The organism is Streptomyces litmocidini, from assembly GCF_014649755.1.
Lineage (GTDB): Bacteria > Actinomycetota > Actinomycetes > Streptomycetales > Streptomycetaceae > Streptomyces > Streptomyces litmocidini.
On sequence record NZ_BMTQ01000008.1, the window covers coordinates 112,222 to 131,163 of the forward strand.

Annotated in this window: 7 protein-coding genes and 2 pseudogenes; 7 read left to right on the forward strand and 2 right to left on the reverse strand. The window is 70.0% G+C overall.

The genetic code is table 11. The annotated features are described in order from the left end of the window. The first annotated feature begins 19 nt into the window (after positions 1-19). From IE180_RS19080 to IE180_RS19095, 5 genes and pseudogenes are all read left to right on the forward strand, one after another. The gene (locus IE180_RS19080) at positions 20-2,245 is read left to right on the forward strand and encodes a carbamoyltransferase family protein (protein ID WP_190158098.1); all 2,226 of its coding nucleotides are present in this window, start codon (positions 20-22) and stop codon (positions 2,243-2,245) included. Then, on the forward strand, positions 2,242-3,363 hold the full coding sequence (locus tag IE180_RS19085) for a cupin domain-containing protein (protein WP_190158099.1): 1,122 nt from the start codon (positions 2,242-2,244) through the stop codon (positions 3,361-3,363). The genes IE180_RS19080 and IE180_RS19085 overlap by 4 nt, the downstream gene beginning before the upstream one ends. Beyond that, positions 3,360-3,935, forward strand: a complete 576-nt coding sequence (locus IE180_RS19090; RefSeq protein WP_190158100.1) for a 2OG-Fe(II) oxygenase — start codon at positions 3,360-3,362, stop codon at positions 3,933-3,935. The genes IE180_RS19085 and IE180_RS19090 overlap by 4 nt, the downstream gene beginning before the upstream one ends. A gap of 446 nt (positions 3,936-4,381) precedes the next feature. Beyond that, positions 4,382-4,555 (forward strand): annotated as a pseudogene (locus IE180_RS36520) (IS5/IS1182 family transposase); the annotation flags it as partial. Positions 4,556-4,672: 117 nt separating this feature from the next. Next, the gene (locus tag IE180_RS19095; protein WP_229860616.1) at positions 4,673-5,026 is read left to right on the forward strand and encodes a hypothetical protein; all 354 of its coding nucleotides are present in this window, start codon (positions 4,673-4,675) and stop codon (positions 5,024-5,026) included. Positions 5,027-5,138: 112 nt separating this feature from the next. Here the strand turns inward: IE180_RS19095 and IE180_RS37220 are convergent, their stop codons facing one another. Then, positions 5,139-9,482, reverse strand: coding sequence for a ricin-type beta-trefoil lectin domain protein (locus IE180_RS37220; RefSeq protein WP_190158101.1), 4,344 nt, complete (start codon positions 9,480-9,482; stop codon positions 5,139-5,141). Positions 9,483-9,893: 411 nt separating this feature from the next. Here IE180_RS37220 and IE180_RS19105 point away from each other — a divergent pair, with 411 nt between their 5' ends. Next, on the forward strand, positions 9,894-16,889 hold the full coding sequence (locus IE180_RS19105) for a ricin-type beta-trefoil lectin domain protein (RefSeq protein WP_190158102.1): 6,996 nt from the start codon (positions 9,894-9,896) through the stop codon (positions 16,887-16,889). A 72-nt stretch (positions 16,890-16,961) separates the two neighbouring features. Here IE180_RS19105 and IE180_RS19110 read toward each other — a convergent pair. Continuing rightward, positions 16,962-17,095 (reverse strand): annotated as a pseudogene (locus tag IE180_RS19110) (SAM-dependent methyltransferase); the annotation flags it as partial. Positions 17,096-17,319: 224 nt separating this feature from the next. On the opposite strand from IE180_RS19110, the gene IE180_RS19115 reads away from it, so the two are divergent. Continuing rightward, positions 17,320-18,768, forward strand: coding sequence for a hypothetical protein (locus tag IE180_RS19115; protein WP_190158103.1), 1,449 nt, complete (start codon positions 17,320-17,322; stop codon positions 18,766-18,768). The last annotated feature ends 174 nt before the right edge of the window (positions 18,769-18,942 follow it).

Consider the following 18,942-nt stretch of genomic DNA (forward strand, 5'->3'; position numbering starts at 1 on the left):
ACCGGAAGCCGCAATCCCCGTGCTGAACCTGATCGAGGTACCGCCGTCCGGCGGCGCGACTTTCATTCGGATGGATCAACAGGCCGGCCTTCTATCGGCCAATTCGACGACGACGCCACCCGTCGGGCATAGGCTTGGCACGCGCGCCGGGTCGCCACTGATTTCCGATGATAGGGCGGGAGAACACTTGAGAAACACTGAAACGCCGTGGATTCTCGGACTCAGCGCCGCACACAATGGCAGTGCGTGTCTGCTGCACGGAACCGAGATCGTCGCCGCCGTCCAGGAGGAGAGGCTCTCAGGTGTCAAGCGCGACCGCACGTACGGCGCCGCCGTCAGCCTGGCCACCGAGTACTGCCTTCGCCATGCCGGGATCGAGCCGGGGCAATTGGACTCCATCGTGCTGTGCGTGCAGGGGGAGGCGAGTCACGCCGAGCAGGACGTGAGCCTGAATCATCAACTGCGCCAGTGCTTCAACGGGGTTCCCGCCCTGAGGATTTCGCACCACCTCGGCCACGCCATCAGCGCCTATGCCGTGTCGGGCTTCTCGGATGCCGCCATCCTCGTCGTGGACGGAATGGGGTCACCCGATCAAGATCTCAGCGAAGAGGAGCGTCGCGCCGTCATCGGCGCACCCGGCGGCTGGGAGATCATCTCGATGTACGAGGCGTCGGGAACGACCGTCCGCCCCATCGCCAAACAACTCGTCCCAGCAGGCAAGTGGCTGGACCGCGCCGGCGCGGGAATGCCCGGCTTCGGCAGTATCGGCGGCATGTACTCCGCCGTCGCTCAGCAGATCTTCGGCGACCCCATGGACGCGGGCAAGGTCATGGGGCTGGCTCCGTTCGGTACACCGTCGTTCCGGCCGCACGAATTCGTGTCCGTGACCAACGGCTTGGCGACGTTCGCCACTGTGGTACCGGAGCGGTTTCGGCACTCCGATCGATGGCCGCTGCGCCAGCGCGAGTACGCCGACCTCGCCGCCTCGGTTCAAGCTGCCCTCGAGGAGGCGATCCTGGCGTTGGTGAGCCGGTTGCGCGCGTCGTCCACCTCGGCGTACCTGTGCTACTCCGGCGGCGTCGCGCTGAACTGCCCGGTGAACGAACGTCTGATGCACGAGTCCGGTTTCTCAGACGTCTTCGTCGCGCCCTTCGCCGAGGACAGCGGACCCGCCGTGGGCGCCGCGTTCTACGGACTCTGGCGTCACCGCCGGCACCGCCCGGCCAGGCTGGTGACGGAGGGGTTCGGGCACCGTTACGGCCCGAGCGAAGTGCACGAAGCCATCCGGTCGATCCCGCTTGTCGCCGCGTGCCCGGACATGGATGCGACCGACATCGCCGACGTCGCCGCGGACCGGTTGGAGCGCGGGCAGCTCGGGGCGTGGTTCGACGGCAGGAGCGAATTCGGCCCACGCGCGCTGGGGCAGCGCAGCATCGTGGCGGATCCTCGCCGTGCGGAGCACAAGACGAGGCTGAACCGCGACGTGAAGCAGCGAGAGGCGTTCCGCCCGTTCGCTCCATCGGTACTGGCCGAACACGTCCACACCTGGTTCGACGTCGACGAGGCGCGGTGCGACAGCCCGTTCATGCTGCGCGCGTTCACCTTCCGGCCGGGCTACGGATCCCGGGTGCCCGCTGTCGCGCACGTCGACGACAGCGCGCGCGTGCAGTCCGTTCGCGAAGAGCTCCAGCCACGGTTCCACGCGCTGATTCAGCGCTTCCACGACCGCACCGGCGTGCCAATGATCTTGAATACGTCACTGAACGGTTCCGGGCAGCCCATCGTCGAGACGCCGTCCGACGCGTTGTGGACGATGCTCGAACTGGGGCTGGACTTCGCGGTGATCGAAGGCGTGCTCGTCGAGCCAGCGGCGGACTTCGACTCCGTCCTGGGACTGGTGCCCGTCATCGCCGCCGAAAGTTACACCGTCGACCATTCGTTCCCGTCCGGGCCGACGATCTCGGTCAAGAGCCGGGTGTCGGCCGTCGACTTCAAGGTGGTCACGCCGTGGGGCAGCAGACTCCAGCCGCTCACCGCGGAGGCCCTGTCCGTGCTGGCGGTGATCGACGGCGTGGCGACGGGACATGAAATCCACGAGCGGCTTCGGCGCGACCAGAACGACGAACTCACCGCCGCCCAGCTGACCCGGACGATGCGGTTCCTTCGCAGAACCCGGATTGTGGACTTCTGGACGAGGTTGCCCTCGATTCCATTGGTCGGTCGCCAGGAGGTTGCAGCATCGTGACGGGCAGCAAGACGGTGACACGCGGTCGGGTCGACGGCTTCGTGTCCTCCACGGCCACCGAGCTCAGGCACCGCTGGCGACAGGCCGACAACACCCCCGAATCGTTTCCGGCCATTGCCGCCCGAGCCATTTCGGACGGGCTCGCCCGCGAGCCCGTCACGGGCGACGACGTCCTGCACTGGGTGCTCGACGGCGCCGAGCTCCCCTTTCAGCCGCGGCTCGACGAGACCTTCGGGCAACCGCCCGTCACCCTCTACCACGACGGCGAGTTTCAGCTCGACGCGCTGTACTGGGTCCAGAGCAGCACCGACGTGCACGGGCACGGATTCTCCGGTGCGTTCGCCGTCCTGGACGGTCAGAGCGTCCACACCCGCTTCGAATTCTCCGAAACGCACCGGGTCGACGACCACTTCATGATCGGGCGGGTCGTCGCCACCGATGCGGAGTTGCTCGACGTTGGAGCCGTGCACGAGATCCACGAGGGCCCCGCTTTGATCCACTCCGTCGTGCATCTTGGTTGCCCGAGCGTCACCCTGGTGGCTCGCACCTGTGGGCATTCCGCCCCCACCCCGGAGTACGCCTACTTTCCTCCCGCCATCGCTCTCGACCCCAGCAAGAACGATCCACTTCGCACGCGCACGGTGCAGTTGGTCAGAATGCTGATCCGTTCCGGTGCCTCCGGGCTCGGCCGGACGGTGGAGGCGCTGATCACCCGTTGCGACGTGCACACGGCGTTCCTGGTGGTGCGCGAACTCAGTCGCAACGCGGCGGCCTCGGCACTGGTGCATGCCGCGCTCGGATGGTCGGACGCGCGGTGGCCGGGAGTGGCGGGGCCGTTCGGCGACGCCGTGGAGGCCGAGCTGCGCCATGTGGGCGCCGTGACGATGTTGCACCGCATCGCCGAGCCCGATCACCGGGTGGTGCTCGGTGCCCTTGCGGCGCTCGACGAGCCCTCACAGTTGCGTAGGTTCCTGCGGAAGTACGCGGCCGCCGAAACCGATTCGCTCATCGCGGATTTCGTACGCGCCGTGAAGGAGACCGGCGCGCTGAACATCCCCGTCGAGAGACCCTTCGACCACATGATGCTCCGACCGTTGGCAGGCGAGGCAGCAGGATGACGGACACCAACACCCGCGTCACCGGCAATCCCGGACAGTGGGCCACGATCGTTCCCGGCCTCGCCCCCGCGGTGTGCGCGGAGCTCGCCGAGCGGTGCAGGTCTCTCGACACCGTCGTCCCCGGCGTCGTCGGCCAGAAGTCCTTGCCCGCTCACCGCGTCGGCCATTCACGTCTTCTTCCGCGGTCGGCGCTGTTCGAGGACGTCTATCAACTCATCTGGGACGCGGGCCAGGAGCTGAACCGCCGCTACTTCGAGCTGGACGTAACCGACATCGTCAAACCCCCGCAGTTCCTCGAGTACGTCGGGGGCCACGGGCACTTCCACTGGCACAACGACTACGGTCTCGAACGACCTCTTTCCAAAAGGAAGTTGACTGTCAGCATCCAGCTCAGCGACGGTCGCGACTACGAGGGCGGTGACTTCGAGGTGTTCGGCACGTCGCAGCCCATGCCGAGGACACAGGGCAGCATCGTCGTGCTCCCCGCCTTCGTGCACCACAAGGTCGCACCCGTCACATCGGGAACCAGGTGCGCATTGGTCGGGTGGCTGGCCGGACCGCCATTGCGATAGGCCGTCAGCACCTCGAAGGCCACGCCATCGCGTAACGCCCACCCGGCTCCGGGGACGACGACGCGCACCTGATCTTCGGCGAGGAACACGGCGAGGCCGTCGGGCCGTACCCGGTCGTCCACGTCCCCGGGGTGAGTTCACGTCGGATCGCCAAAGAACCCGGCACCGGCGTCACCCACCCCGCAGGGGTACGTCCACACCGAGGAGCGGACCCTCGACGGGCTCGCTGGTCACGCCCTGGGCAGGACCGACCCTCCGCCCGGCCCCGGCGCCGAACGGCCCCATGGCAGTTCCAGGGCGTCGCCGACCTCACCGTCGGCCACTGTCGACCGGGCCCGCCTCGACGAGGTCTGCTGCGCCGGCGCGGGCGCCTGGTAGCGCTTCGTCGGGTTCCTCGTCTGAGGCTGTTGCCGGACCTGCGCACCGACGGCGTCGTCTTCCACGAGGGCGTCGGGTCCTCACAGCGGCTTGGCCGTCATCGGTGGGTGGTCGAAACGACCGTGTCCTGGCCGGCGGGCTGCCGCAGGCTCCGCCGCCGCCATGAACGCAAAGCCGAGCGCTTCCTTGCTTTCGTCGGCACAGCCGCAGTCCTCATCGGCTACCGCCGGTTGATCCGGTGAGCCGGTCGGCCGGGAGCGACAGTCGGCCAGCGCGGTGGTGTCAGTGACAGCTCGTAGGTCGAATGGAGCGGAGCACCGGCTTGCGTCGCCGACGTCTCCGACAGCAGCATCGCTCCCGTGACCGGCCTGGACACCGACGGGAACCGCTGGCAGGCATGGCTCAACCTGGACAACGCCGCTGCTCTCCTCGTCGAGGAACCCGAGGACGTGGACGACGTGAGCCTGTGGATGGCCGCTCCCGAGTTCGAAGAGGCCATCGGACACAAGCGTGCAGAGCTCGATGTGGACGTGCCGGCCGATGCCGAAGACGCTCTCGTGTGGGCGTCAGCAGCTGGTGTCCAGGCCGCGGCGCAGCAGCCTCGGGTCGAGGAACCGCTGCACGGACAGGAGGCCTTCGTGGAGGAGCTGTTCGACATGCTGCTGGACGAGCTGGGCTTCCCTGAAGCTGTTCACTCCGCACCGCAGGCATAAGAAACGACGTCTGAGCGCACGAAAAGACGACCGCGGCCCCGAAGACGCGCGAACGCCCCGTCCGTGAGGGACGGGGCGTTCGGTCGTGCGGTGGTCCGCTCAGGCCGGCGTGCTACGGGTTGACCGGCAGCACGGGCGTGAAGATCGCCGGGACGCTCCACTGCTGCGCCGGCGTGCCGTTGCAGTCGAACAGCTCGAACACGGTGCCCCAGGTGCGGTTGGCCCACGGCACGTCGAGGCAGCGGCCCGACTGCGGGTTGTAGATCGAGCCGTCGGCGCGCGGGAGCCACTGCTGGCCGCCCTCGCCCAGGCACTGCCAGAAGAGCACGGCCGTGCCCTGCGCCGTCTGGTTGGCGCTGGCGGCGACGCACTGGCCCTGCTGGGTCAGGGTGCCGTTGGCGTTGACGCTGAGCTTCTGCGCGTCGCTGCCGTTGCAGCCCCACAGCTGGGGTCGCATGCCGTTGCCGCTGTTGTTGTTCGGGGCGTCCACGCAGATGTCCGGGGAGGGGGCGAAGCGGATCGGCGTGCCGGCCGTGGTGGCCTTCGGGGTGTAGCCCTGGTAGACGGCGAGGTTGCTGACCCGGCCGGCCAGCCAGTTGCTGGGCAGGCTCTGGTACTTGTAGCGGCCCATGACGAGCTTGCCGCTCGGCGCCGGGCTGCTGCTCGCCGCGTGGTGGCCGCTGGACGCCAGTCGGCCGTTGACGTACAGGCTCATGGCGCCGGTGGTGGCGTCGTACGTCGCCGTGAGCTGGGTCCAGACGCCGGCCTGGAAGGCGTTGGCCGGGTTGACCGTGGCGTTGAAGTCGTACGGCCAGCCGTCGTCGTCACCGCGGGCGAGGGCGAAGCGCCAGTTGCCGGAGTCGGCCCACAGCATGAACGCGCTCGCATGACCGGTGTCCTGGCTGACGATCACGCCGTCGGGCTTGTCCATCTTCGCCCAGGTGCTGATCGTGAAGCTCTGCCGGGTGTCGACGACCGGGGCCGGTGCGGTGAGGCTGGACTTCAGGGTGTCGCTGAAGACGGCGACGCCGGTGGCGCGGCCGTCGACGGTGTCGGCGCCGTAGCTGATGTTCGCCTCGGTGAGGTCGGAGCCGGCCGGGACGGACTTCTTGTTGTCCAGGCGCCACTGCGCGGTCGGCGCCTGGGTGTTGCCGCGCACGTGGTAGCCCGTGAAACCGTTCACCGCGCCGGAGTTGACCGCGCCCGCCCAGGAGTGCAGCGTGCCGGCCGTGTCGAGGGCCCAGAAGTCGGGCACCCCGTCGTCGGTGACGTCGCCGTCGGAGCCGACGCGCGGGTAGCCGGAGCCGGTGATGCCGTAGCCGATGCGGGCCGTGGGCTGCGCCGTGACGCCGGTGATCACGGTGTACGTGACGCCGAGGACGTCGTCGGTGCGGGTGCCGATGGCGAGCTTGTACTGGAAGATGTCGCCGCTGGTGCGGTTGCGCACCCACAGGGCCGGGGCGGTGTCCGCCGTGGTGGCGGTGGACAGGTTCAGGGTGTTGCCCGGGACCATCAGGTCCTTGTCGTCCCAGTCGCCGGTGCCGGACACCAGGGTCGGCGGGGCGAGCGTCTGGTTGGACTTGACCGGGTAGAACCAGAGCTTGCCGGCCTCGACGGCGAGCAGTCCGGTGGCGTCGGAGACCTTGCGGCTCGGCGTGCGCGAGGTGCGGGCCGGGCCGGTCGGGGTGATCTGGCTGGAGTACTGCCAGGTGCCGACGTTCTGGTAGCCGGCGCAGGAGCTCGCGTACGTGGTGTCGCAGTCCGGCTTGTCGACGGTGTGCTTGGTGCCGAGGGTGAACACACCGGGGTTGGACAGGGTGTTGTCGTAGGCGAACAGGTCGCTGCCGCCGAGCGCGCCGACCGTGGCGGGCTCGCGGTGGACGAACAGGTCGTCGACGTTGCGGCCCGGGTCGAGCGAGCCGCGGTGCGCGATCCGGTAGTCCTTCCAGGTGCGGCCGGAGCTCACCTCGGGCGCCTGGAGGGCGGTCGCCGCGGTGCCGCTGGGCAGCATGCCGGCGGTGCTGCCGTCGGTGGCGCGTCCGTGGGTGACCAGGTTGCCGGCGGTGTCGGGGATCAGGATGTCGGGCCGGGCGTCACCGGTGGTGTCGCCGAAGGCGACCGGGCCGTCCTTCCACGGGACGTAGAAGGCGTACGAGAGGGTCTGGGAGGCGTTGCCGGCCTCGTCGAGGACCCGGGCGTAGACGATGTTGGTGCCCCAGTGGGTGGGCTTGACGCTGATGCTGCTGACGCTCAGCGGGCTGCCGCAGGTCTGCTGGGCGCCGGCCAGCTGCGGGTCGAAGCTCCACTGGACGCAGGCCAGGCCCGAGGAGCGCAGTCCGGCGCCGGGGCTCGGGTCGGACGCGGAGATCGGGATGGAGCCGGTGTCGCCGAGGCGCAGGTTGGTGATCTGGCCGTTGCCGGCCGGCGGGTACTGGGTGTTGGGGTCGGTGAACTGGCCGAAGGCCATGACCGGCGGGGTCGTGTCGACGGCGAAGTGGCAGGTGGTGCTGGAAGGGCCGCGCAGCAGGCCGTCGTCGCCGTGGGTGGCCCAGGCGTAGTTGTGGCCGTTCTGCAGGGTGCCGACCGGCACGGAGTACCTGGCCTCCGACCAGTTCGACACGAAGCCGGACCAGCCCTGGTTCGCGGTCGCGCCCGCGGTCTCGTCCCAGACGTCGGCCCACTCGGTGAGCTGGCCCTGGTTGGGGCTGCTGACCCGGGAGATCAGGTCGGTGTGGGTGTCGGTGACCCAGCCGTAGGAGGACGAGGGCACCGAGCCGCAGGCCTGGGTGTCACCGGCGACGACGCGGCGCGGGACCGGGTCGGCGCGCAGGTTGTCCGGGGTGTTGGGCGGGAAGTCGTACTCGGTGCTGAGCGTGGCGTTGTAGTTGAACCGCTTGAAGCCCATCTTGTCGCCGGAGCCCTCGTTGCCCCGCAGGACGAAGGCGATCGGCTTGCTGGTGTCGCGGATCGCGTCGCGCATGGCGCCGGTGACGTTGAAGTCGACGGGGATGTCGTTGTAGCAGGCGGAGTTGGTGCCGTTGCCGGGCACCCACTTGCCGTCCAGCCACTCGCGGACCACGTGGTTGTTCCAGGACACCGAGCCGTCGAACTCATTGGCCCGGTAGACGTTCACGGGGTACGTGGTGGAGCAGGACCAGTCGGAGGAGATGTACTGGTTGACGCGCAGGTTGGCGTAGTTGACGGTCGACCCGTAGTACCCGTTGATGTCGAACTCGAACAGGGCGCGCTCGATGCCGTACGGGGACTCCCAGCCCTGGTAGCCCATGCCGGGGTGGTCCCGGTCGTTGGAGCCGGTGCGGTCGAAGTTGCTGGTGCCGGGCCAGGCCTGCATGACCCAGGCGTGGTGCTGCTTGCCGCGGGAGTCGCGCGACCAGTCCGGGTCGATGTAGACCGGGTAGCTGGTGTCCGCGCCGTCGAGCAGGTCCATGCTGGGGGCCAGGGCGATGGCACCGCGGCCCTTGCCGGCCTCGCCGGTCGCCTTCGCCCGGGTGACGGGGATCTTGGCGACGGTGGCGCGGGCGCCGGGTCCTTCGGGGCTGCTCAGGCCGTCGACGGCGCCGTTGGCCTTGTCGACGGGCGCGGCGGCGTCCATGTCGGCGTACTTGCCGCCGCGTGCGGCCGGCTGCCGGGCCTCCTTCGTGGACCACATGATCGGGGCGGGGGAGCGGAAGACGGTGTCCCGGCCGGCGTCGGCGGTGAGGTTGCCGTCCTTGTCCTTGGCGAGCGTGAGGCCCTTGGTCTCCGCGGGGAACACCAGGTTCCGCACCGCCGGGTTGGCGGCGGCGGCCGGGCTGCGCAGGATGACGACCGTGCCGTAGCCGCCCCACTTGGTGGCGGTGACCTTCAGGTCGGTGTCGGGTGCCACGTCCTCGAAGAGGGCGCCGTTGCCGCTGAGGACCGGCTTGGGCAGCGCGCCGGGGAACGGCGAGGAGACGGACAGCTGTTGGCCGTCCTCGGTGGTCATGGTGGCCAGCGGGCCGGTGCCGCCGCCGGAGATCACCAGGGCGGAGTCGGCGGCCTTCGGGGCCACCGTGCCGTCCGCGCGGGTGACCAGGGTGTCGTCCAGGGTGACCCAGCCGCCGCCCTTGCCCTTCATGCGCTGGGCTTCGAGGCTGCGCTCGGTGCGGAGCTTGCCCCGGGGCGTGACGACGGTGGTGCTGAACTCGTCGGTGAGTCCGGGAACCTGGACGTCCTTGCCGGTCGTCCTGGCCTTCAGCCTCGCCTGTTCCAGGGCGGCGCGGTCCGCCGTCGGCTTCGGGCGCTCGGCGCTTCCCCCGGAGGGGGCGGGAGCGGCCGGGGAGGCCGACGGATCGGGCTTGGGCGACGGCGCGGCCTGTGCCGCGTAGGGCGTGGCGGCCAGCATCGCCGCGGATACGGCCAGGACGGCGGCGGCCGCGACCGGCCGCCGTAGTCCGGCTCTTGGTGCAGTGGACATGCTTGTGTACTCCCCCATGTACGTGCGTGGTCCCGGCGCGTGGCGCGCAGAGATCGGGGGCACCTTGACAGGGTCACGTCGGCCGATCAAATCACGCCACACGGAATGTGTCCGACTTGTGGGTGACCTTCACGGAATGCACATGAAGTGATCTAGAACACATGCGTGTTTCAACCACTCATCCCGTACGCGAAGTTGGCGCGACTGCTACCTTCCCGTCCGATTGTGCCGTCGATTCGTGTCGTCGATCGGTTCGTGCCGTCGATCGGACGGACCGGCGGCCCCTACCTGCTTTCAACTTTCAACGGGGGATGAACGATGCCACGCTTCGGCATGCGCCGATCCGGGCGACCTTCACGGACACGGGCGACCGTTCCGCTGGTCGTGGCCCTGACGGCGTCTCTTCTGGCAGTGCCGGCGGCCCAGGCCGCACCGGCGAAGCCGGACTTCGACAGAATCTGGCAGCCGCCGAAGACACCGCTGCCGCACACCGCCTCGATATCCGGGACCACGGCGAAGAAGCGCCGCCCGGTGGCCCCGCCGCGCACGGTGCCGAAGCGGGCCACGGCGGCCCCCGCCGAGGCGGCCGTCACCGCGCTGAGCGGCACCGCGCTGCCCACCACGGCCCCGGCCCGCGCCGGCCGGCTCCCCGTGTGGGTCGGCCCCGCCGGCAAGGCGTCCAAGGCCCCGCTGCCCGCGGTGACCGTCGTACGCAACGACAGCAAGGCGGCCCGTGCCGCCGGCGTGCACGGCCTGCTGTTCTCCGTCGCCGCGGTCGACGCACCGGCCGACCGGAGTGCGTCCGGCACGGTCAAGGTGAAGGTCGGCCTCGACCTGGCGGAGCTTCAGCGCGCCACCGGCGGACAGTTCGCCGCGCGCGGCCGCCTGGTGGCGCTGCCCGCGTGTGCCGCGACCACTCCCGCGCTCGCGTCCTGCCGGGTCCGCACCCCGTTGGCCACCCACTACGACAAGGCCACCGGCCGGCTGACGGCCGACCTCGCCGTGCCGGCCGTGGCGCCCGCGCCCGCCCGCGTCACCGGCGGCGCGGCCCCGGCGTCGCAACTGCTCACGTCGGCCGCCGCGCCGAGCTCCGCCCCGATGCTGCTCGCCGCCGAGACCGGTTCCTCGGGCGGCGGCGGCGACTACAAGGCGTCCGGCCTGAACCCGTCCTCGGCCTGGGCCGCGGGCGGCTCCTCGGGCGCGCTGACCTACAGCTACCCCTTCCAGCTGCCGCCCGCGCTCGGTGGCCAGGCCCCGTCGCTGGCCTTGGGCTACGACTCCTCCTCCGTGGACGGCCGCACCTCCGCCACCAACGCGCAGGCGTCGTGGATCGGCGACGGCTGGGACCTCAACCCCGGCTTCATCGAGCGCGCCTACAAGCCCTGCGACAAGGCGGGGATCACCAACTCCGGCGACCAGTGCTGGGGCGGCTTCAACGCCAGTCTCTCGCTCGGCGGCCACTCCGGGCAGCTCGTCCGCGTCGCCACCGGAGCGGCGTCGACGGACGCGGCGACCGGAGTGTGGCGGCTGAAGAACGACGACGGCACGAAGATCGAGTTCGGCTCGGGCGCCGCCAACGGCGTCCAGGACGGGGCCTACGCCAAGGTCACCGACTCCGCCGGCACCGTCTCCTACTTCGGCGTCAACCACCTGCCCGGTGGTGACAAGAGCGACGCGGCGACGAACTCCGTGTCCAGCGTGCCGGTGTACTCCCCCAAGTCCGGCGACCCCTGCTACGACGCGGCCAAGGGCAACGGCTCCTGGTGCACGATGTGGCAGCGCCTCCAGCTGGACTACGTCGTCGACGCCCACGGCAACCTGACGACGTACACCTGGGCCCCGGAAACCAACTACTACAGTCGCGGCGGTGGCCAGAACCCCGGCGCCGGCACGCTCACCGCGTACACCCGTGCCACCACCCTGGCCTCGGTCGCGTACGGCCAGCGCCTGCCCGACCAGGTCGCGGCCAAGGGCGGCCTCCAGCCCGCCGTCCGGGTGACGCTCGGCACCGCCGAGCGCTGCCTCGACACCGCCGTCTGCGACCCCGCGCAGCGCACCGGGGCGAACAAGAACAACTGGCCCGACGTCCCCGTCGACCAGGAGTGCAAGAGCTCCGGCACCTGCACCAACCTCTCGCCGACCTTCTTCACCACCCGTCGGCTGGCCTCCGTGCTGACCCAGGTCCGGGTGAACAACGCCTGGCAGGACGTCGACTCCTACGTCCTCAAGCACTCCTTCCCCGACCCGAAGGACGCCACCAGCCAGAAGGCCCTGTGGCTCGACTCGGTCCAGCGCACCGGCAAGACCGGCACCCCCGAGCTCACGCTGCCCGCGGTGACCTTCGTCCCCGTGATGCTCGCGAACCGGGTCGACGGCACCGACCTCGTGCCCGCGCCGCCGCTCATGGACCGGCCGCGCATCCAGCAGATCAAGAACGAGACCGGCGGCGTCCTCAACGTCGACTACAACCTCCCGGCCTGCTCGCGCCTCAACCACGTGATGCCGTCCGCCGAGGACGACAACACCATGGCCTGCTACCCGGTCCGCTGGCTGCCGCCCGGCTCGGTCGTCGGCGCGGACCCGGTCCTCGACTGGTTCAACCACTACACCGTCGCGTCACTCACCGAGAACGACACCACGACCGACGCCCCACAGAAGATCACCGCCTACGCCTACGGCCCGGCCGGCTGGCACCGCGACGACAGCGAGTTCACCGAGACCAAGTCCCGTACCTGGGGCGACTTCCGCGGCTTCGCCACCGTGACCGCCACCACGGGCAGCGGCAACGACGGCCCCAAGTCGCAGGTGCGCACCACCTACCGGCAGGGCATGAACGGTGACGTCCGCAAGGACGGCTCCCCGCGCAGCGTCCAGCTCACCGACGCCCTCGGCCGGTCCGTCACCGACCACGACTGGCTCAGCGGCCGGACGCTCCAGACCGAGACGTACGACCAGGCGGGCGGCAGCGTCGTCAGCCGCAGCGTGTCCGGCGCCTCGGGCGAGGTGACGACCGCGACCCACGTGCGCGGCTCCGGCCTGCCGGACCTCGTCGCCCGGTACGACGCCACCACCACGACCGTCACGGACCAGGGCAGGAAGGCCGACGGCACCTGGCGGTCCACGGTCACCACCACGACCACCGACTCCACGCACAACAACCGCGCCGTCGCCACTCTGGAGCAGGCCGAGGGCCTCCCTGACCTGTGCTCGCGCCTCGACTACGCCACCGGACCCGACCCGCAGGTCGCCGGCCTGGTGAAGGAGGACCTGGTCGTCTCCGGCGCGAACGCCTGCACCGCCGGCGCGACCGCCGCCAACACCGTCGCCCGGACCCGCACCTCCTACGACAACCTGCCGTTCGGCCAGGCGGGCGTCACCGGCGACGCGACGAAGGCCGAAGTCCTGGACCGGTACCAGACGGACGGCACGCCCGTCTTCGTACCGACCGCGACCACGACCTACGACGCCTATGGCCGGACCGCCTCGGTCAAGGACCCGAACAGCAAGGACACCCAGCACCCGGACGGAGCCGTCACCACGACGAGCTACACGCCCGCCGCGACAGGCGAGCTGCCGTCCACCCTGACGGTCACCGCCCCCGTGCCCGGCTCGACGAGCACCTGGGACACCGTCACCACGATGGACGTCCGGCGCAATCTGGCCCTGACCGTCAAGGACCAGAACCTCAAGACGACCACGGAGACCTACGACGCGCTCGGCCGCCTCACCGCGGTCTGGCTGCCCGGCCGCACCCCCGCGGCCAACCCGAACGCCAACATGACGTTCGAGTACGGCGTCTCCAACACGGCCGGCACCCCCTCGACGACCACCACCAACAAGCTGACGAAGGACAGCCAGACACCCGTCTACGTCAAGAACGTCGACATCCTCGACGGCTTCGTCCACACCCGGCAGACCCAGACGTCCCCGGCCAACCCGGCCTACACCGGTCGCCTGATCTCCGACACGCTGCTCGACTCGCAGGGCCGCCCCCGTACGGTCAACGCACCCTGGTACAACGACGTGTCGGGCCCGACCGGCACGCTGCTGCCCTCGGCGGAGAGCACGATCCCGTCGCAGACCCGCACCACCTACGACGGCCAGGGCCGCGCGGTGGTCACCGCCTCCTGGTCGAAGGGCGTGGAGCAGTCCCGTACGACGACCGACCACAAGGGCGTCGACCGCACGGACGTCGTGCCGCCGAAGGGCGCCGCGCCGACCACGACCCTGACCGACGGCCGCGGCCGCACCACGGAGCTGTGGCAGTACACCACCCCCACCGCGACGGGCCTGCCGGCCGACGCCGCCATCACGCGCACCACCTACACCGTGGACGGAAACCCGCTCACCCGTAAGGACGCGGCGGGCAACACCTGGTCGTACGGCTACGACCAGCGCGGCCGCCCGATCACCTCGACCGACCCCGACACCGGCACCACCACGCAGACGTGGGACACCGCCGGTCGGCTCGGCAGCACCACCAACGGCAAGGGCCAGACGGTCACCTTCACCTACGACCTGATCGGCCGCAAGGCCGGCATGTTCGACGGCACCGCCACGACCGGCGACAAGCAGCTCGCGGCCTGGAGCTTCGACACCGCGACGGCCGGCAAGGGCAAGCCCGCCTCGTCCACGCGGTACGTCGGCGGCACCGGCGGCCAGGTGTACACCACCACGATCAAGGGGTACGACGACGGCTACCGCGTCACCGGATCCACGGTGAGCATCCCCGGCACGGACGCCGGACAGGCCGCCGGCACCACGTTCTCGTACACGACCAGCACGGTCTACGACAAGATCACCGGCAGCCCCAAGGAGACGGTGCTCCCGGCGCTCGGCGGACTGCCGGTGGACGACGTCGTGTACTCGTACAACGACTACGGTCAGATGTTCAAGTACGCGGGCGCGACCACGTACGACACGCAGACGGAGTACGACGCCTTCGGGCGTCCGATCCGCTCGACCGTCAACCCGTGGGCCACGCAGGTCGTCACCACCACCGACTACGACCAGGCCACCGGCCGGGTCAAGCAGCAGTTCACCGACAAGCAGACGTCCACCACCGGCGCCGTCCAGCAGACCGGCTACACCTACAACGACGTCGGCCAGATCACCTCGATCACCGGCATCGCCGACAACACCCCGTCCCAGACCGACCGCCAGTGCTTCACCTACGACGCGCTCGGCCGGCTCGCCACCGCCTGGACCGACAACGGCGGCCTGACCGCCCCGGAGAGCGGCCAGACCCTGGACCAGGGCGGCTGCGCCACGACCACGCCGACCGCCGCGAACACCGGCGGCCCGGCGCCGTACTGGCAGGACTACGGCTACGACCTGACCGGCAACCGCACCAAGCTGGTCGCGCACGACCCGGCCGGTGACACCACCAAGGACGTGACGACCACCCAGACGTTCAACGCCCCCGGCACCGTCGACACCCCGACGACCGCGCCCACCACGGGCGGCGGCACGGGTGGCCCGCACGCCCTGCTGACGTCGGCCGCGAAGACGGGGACGACCACCAACATCGACGACTTCCAGTACGACGCGGTCGGCAACACCACGTCCTTCCGCGCCGGCAAGGCCGGTACCAGCAGCCTGAACTGGAACAGCGAGAACAAGCTCACCTCGCTGACCACCGCCACCCAGATCAAGGGCATCGGCGGCAAGTGCATGGACATGCAGGGCGGCAGCACCACCAGCGGCAACCCGGTGCAGATCTACACCTGCAACACCAACGCGGGGCAGAAGTTCGCCACCGCCCGCGACCGGCTCTCCACCGGCAACAAGTGCCTGCAGGCCATGGGCACCACGGCCGGCTCGGCGGTCCAGATCCAGCCCTGTGACGGCACCGCCGCCCAGACCTGGACGGCGCGCCCCGACACCACCTTCTACAACCCCGCCTCCGGCCGCTGCCTCGCCGTCCCCGGCGACGTCACGACCGACGGCACCGACCTCGTCCTCGGCGACTGCGCCACCACGGTGCCCGCCGGACAGAAGTGGACCGTCCCCGACACCACCACGACCTACGTCTACGACGCGGACGGCAACCAGCTGGTCCGCCGCAACCCGGGCAAGACCACGATCAGCCTCGGCACCGACGAGCTGACCGTGGACACCTCGTCCGTCAACAGGACGCAGACCGGCGTCCGTTACTACCCGATCCCCGGCGGCACGACCATCGTCCGCACGGGCGCGGGCACCGCCGCCGGAGCGTTCGTCGTCCAGGTCGCCGACCACCACGGCACCAGCGGCCTCGCCATCGACCTCTCGACGCTGGCCGCCACCCGTCGCCCCACCGACCCCTTCGGCAACCCGCGCGGCACCCAGCCGTCGACGTGGGCCGGCGACAAGGGCTTCGTGGGCGGCACGAAGGACACGGCGACGGCCCTGACCAACCTGGGCGCCCGCCAGTACCTGCCGACCGCGGGCCGTTTCATCAGCACGGACCCGCTGTTCGACAACGCCGATCCGCAGAGCTGGAACGGCTACGCATACGCGGACAACAACCCGGTCACGAACTCGGACCCGGACGGCCAGATGTGCGTGCACGGTTCACCGGGCGGCGGCAAGGACGGGATCTGCGCGGGAGTGAAGACCACCAAGGACCACTTCGGCGACTCCGATGGTGTCATCGGCGACGGTTCCAACAACTGCACCCAGGCGTACTGCATGGACCACGCGCATCGCATGGAGGACGCCGCCGACGAAGCCGGCCAGTGGAACGTGGCTCCGAACCAGCCTGTGGTGGGAAGCCACATGTCACCGGCCAAGAAGGCGTACAACGCGGCCCGCAAGGCCGAGCGCGCAGCCAAGGAAAGGGTCGCCTCGCGTCTGCTGGGCGCCGCGCGCTGGAAGATCGCCGAGGACTACATGTACGAGGAGATCATGCGGAACCTGCGGTCCGGCGTCTTCGGGAAGATGCACAACGGTCTCCACGAGGACGGGGAGAATCCGGTGGGCGGTGCCTCTGGATGGGCCATCGCCTCCGCCATCTGGATCGCCAAGGTCCGCGACGGGGCCGACTGGGATCACAAGCCCAAGCTCAAGAGCATGATGGGTCTGTCGACGTCGTCGGACTACTTCTTCACAGTGCCCGGCGGCGAGTACGAAGCCTTCTACGACGTCTGGTCGAATGTCCACTACGGATTCGTCGGCGTGGCAGCCGGCTTCGATCAGGATTACATCGAAGCCGGTGCCAACGCATCGTTCCCGGGCGCCAGTATTTTCGTCGGTGGGAACGACCCCGGTGACCGGGCCAGCGTCCGCCAGGGCATCGAGATGTTCAAGAAGTACGGCACCGGCATGACCCGGGAACAGTTCCACCAGGGGATGCTGGACACCATCTCCGCCATGCGGGCGGAGGGAGACGCCACCAAGAACCAGGTCCGCCCCGCGACGGGCTGATCCGGCACCTCCACGGCACGAGCCGGGTGGCGGGTGCCCCCACTTCGGTGGGGGCACCCGCCACCCGGCGTTTCAGACCCGGTCGGCCGGATCGGCACGTACCGGAACGAGCCGTCCTCGTACGACTCGGCGGACGCCTCCTCGATGCCCGTGACCAGCGACGACGTGGCCCGCAGCTCCCCGTACGACAGCGTTGCCGGGGCGACGGGGGCCCGGTGCCGGTCCATGCCGCCGTCGGCACCGGACCGGTTCACGGGCGGCCCGGCGGAGCCGAAACGGTCACACAGAGTGACGCCCCTCATCGATAGCGCCACCGGCGAAAACGCGCTTGCGGGGCAGAAGAGCGGAATACGGCCATCCGCCTGGACGCGACCGGACACGGATTGAAATGATCCCGGCCTTCCCGTCCCACCTATGTGAAGGCCACAGCATGTTGACTGCGCGTCAATCACCGAAGTCCCCTTCCCGTCGTCACGCAGGCTGGATCGCCGCGCTCGCCACGGCGGTCCTGGCCGTACCGGTCCTCGGCACTCCGGCGCGGGCCGCGACCCCCGGAGACCCGGCCGCCGCCTCTTCCTTCAACCTCAAGTCCGGCCCCGACCTGAGCAGCGCGGTGGCCGGGTTGAAGGCGGCCCTGCCCACGCAGGGCATCCAGGATCTGCTCGACCAGGGCAACCGCACCGCGAAGACCGGCGCCTCGTGCACTGCGGACCCCTTCGGTACCGGTGACGACGGCGCCGTGCTCGCCCCGGCCGAGAAGATCTGCTGGGACGCGGGCGACGCCGACACCGAGGAGTGGATCCCGCAGGGCCTCACAGGTGTCTCGGACGCCCAGGCCGACGAACTCTGGGGAACCCGTAAGCCGCTGGTGGCCGCCTGGTACGACAAGGCGAGCACCAGCCTGTGCACAGCGGACCCCGGCACCTGCCCCGACAAGGGTGTGAGGCTGTCGTTCCTGGACCCGGAGACGCCCGTCACAGGCGTCCCCGACGGCCGCCGGTACCGTCACGTCCTCCTGGTCGAGCCGTACTTCAACTCGTACGGCAACGCCTCCTACAAGGCCGTCGACATCCATGCCGGGGGCCTCGCCTGGTACAAGTACTACCTCTACGTCGCGGACACGATGAACGGCCTGCGGGTCTTCGACATGCGTTCCGTCCTGGACCTCAACCCCGACCAGAACGCCTCGGTGGACGACACCACGCTCAACGGCCTGAAGAGCAACGTCACGGACGAGAGCAAGATCGGCCGACAGAGCAACGTCTACTACGGCCACACCTACCGGTACGTGATGCCGCAGGTGGCGTCGTACAAGTTCGTCGCTTCCCAGGGCAACTCGAGCGCGGGGACGTGCGTGGCGACCGGGGCCCCCAAGGCGTCGTACATCTCGGTCGACCGCAGCGCCGTGGCGGCCCCGGCACTGATCATGGGCGAATACTGCAACTCCGACACCGACCACCCGGAAAAGGGCCGGATCGGGGCGCTCCCCATCGATGACGCCACGGGCCTGCTCAAGGAGACCGGCGGAACGGTCACGGCGACGTCCGCGTACTACCTGCCCCGGGACCTCACCCAGGGTGCCGCCCGGTACAACGGCATGTACTACTTCAACCGCAGCTACCTCGACCACAGCGGAAGCCTGCGTCGAGCCACCGTCACGGGCGGCCGTCTGGTCGACTACGGAAGCAACATCACCAACGCCGTGGGCCCCGAGGACCTGTACGTCGAGCACGGCCAGAGCGTGCCCGGCGGCACCCAGTACCTCTGGTCGCTGACCGAGCACCGTGCGGACGGCACGGCGGGCTGCACCGACGCGGGCTCCCCGTGCGGCAGGGTGATCTACGCCCACCGGCTGGGCGACGTCCTGGCCCGTCCGTAGCGGCCGGGGCGGCCGGTCCGTAGCGGCCGGGGCGGCCCGTCCGCCGGTGGGCGTCGACGGTCCTCCCCGGGCGCTGCCCGGTCGACGCCCCGCTCGTGACCGGCCGCCCCTGCTGTCCCCCGCGGGCGTCCCGAGGCGCCGGTCGGGGGCCGGAACTGCCGATTCTGCCCGCGC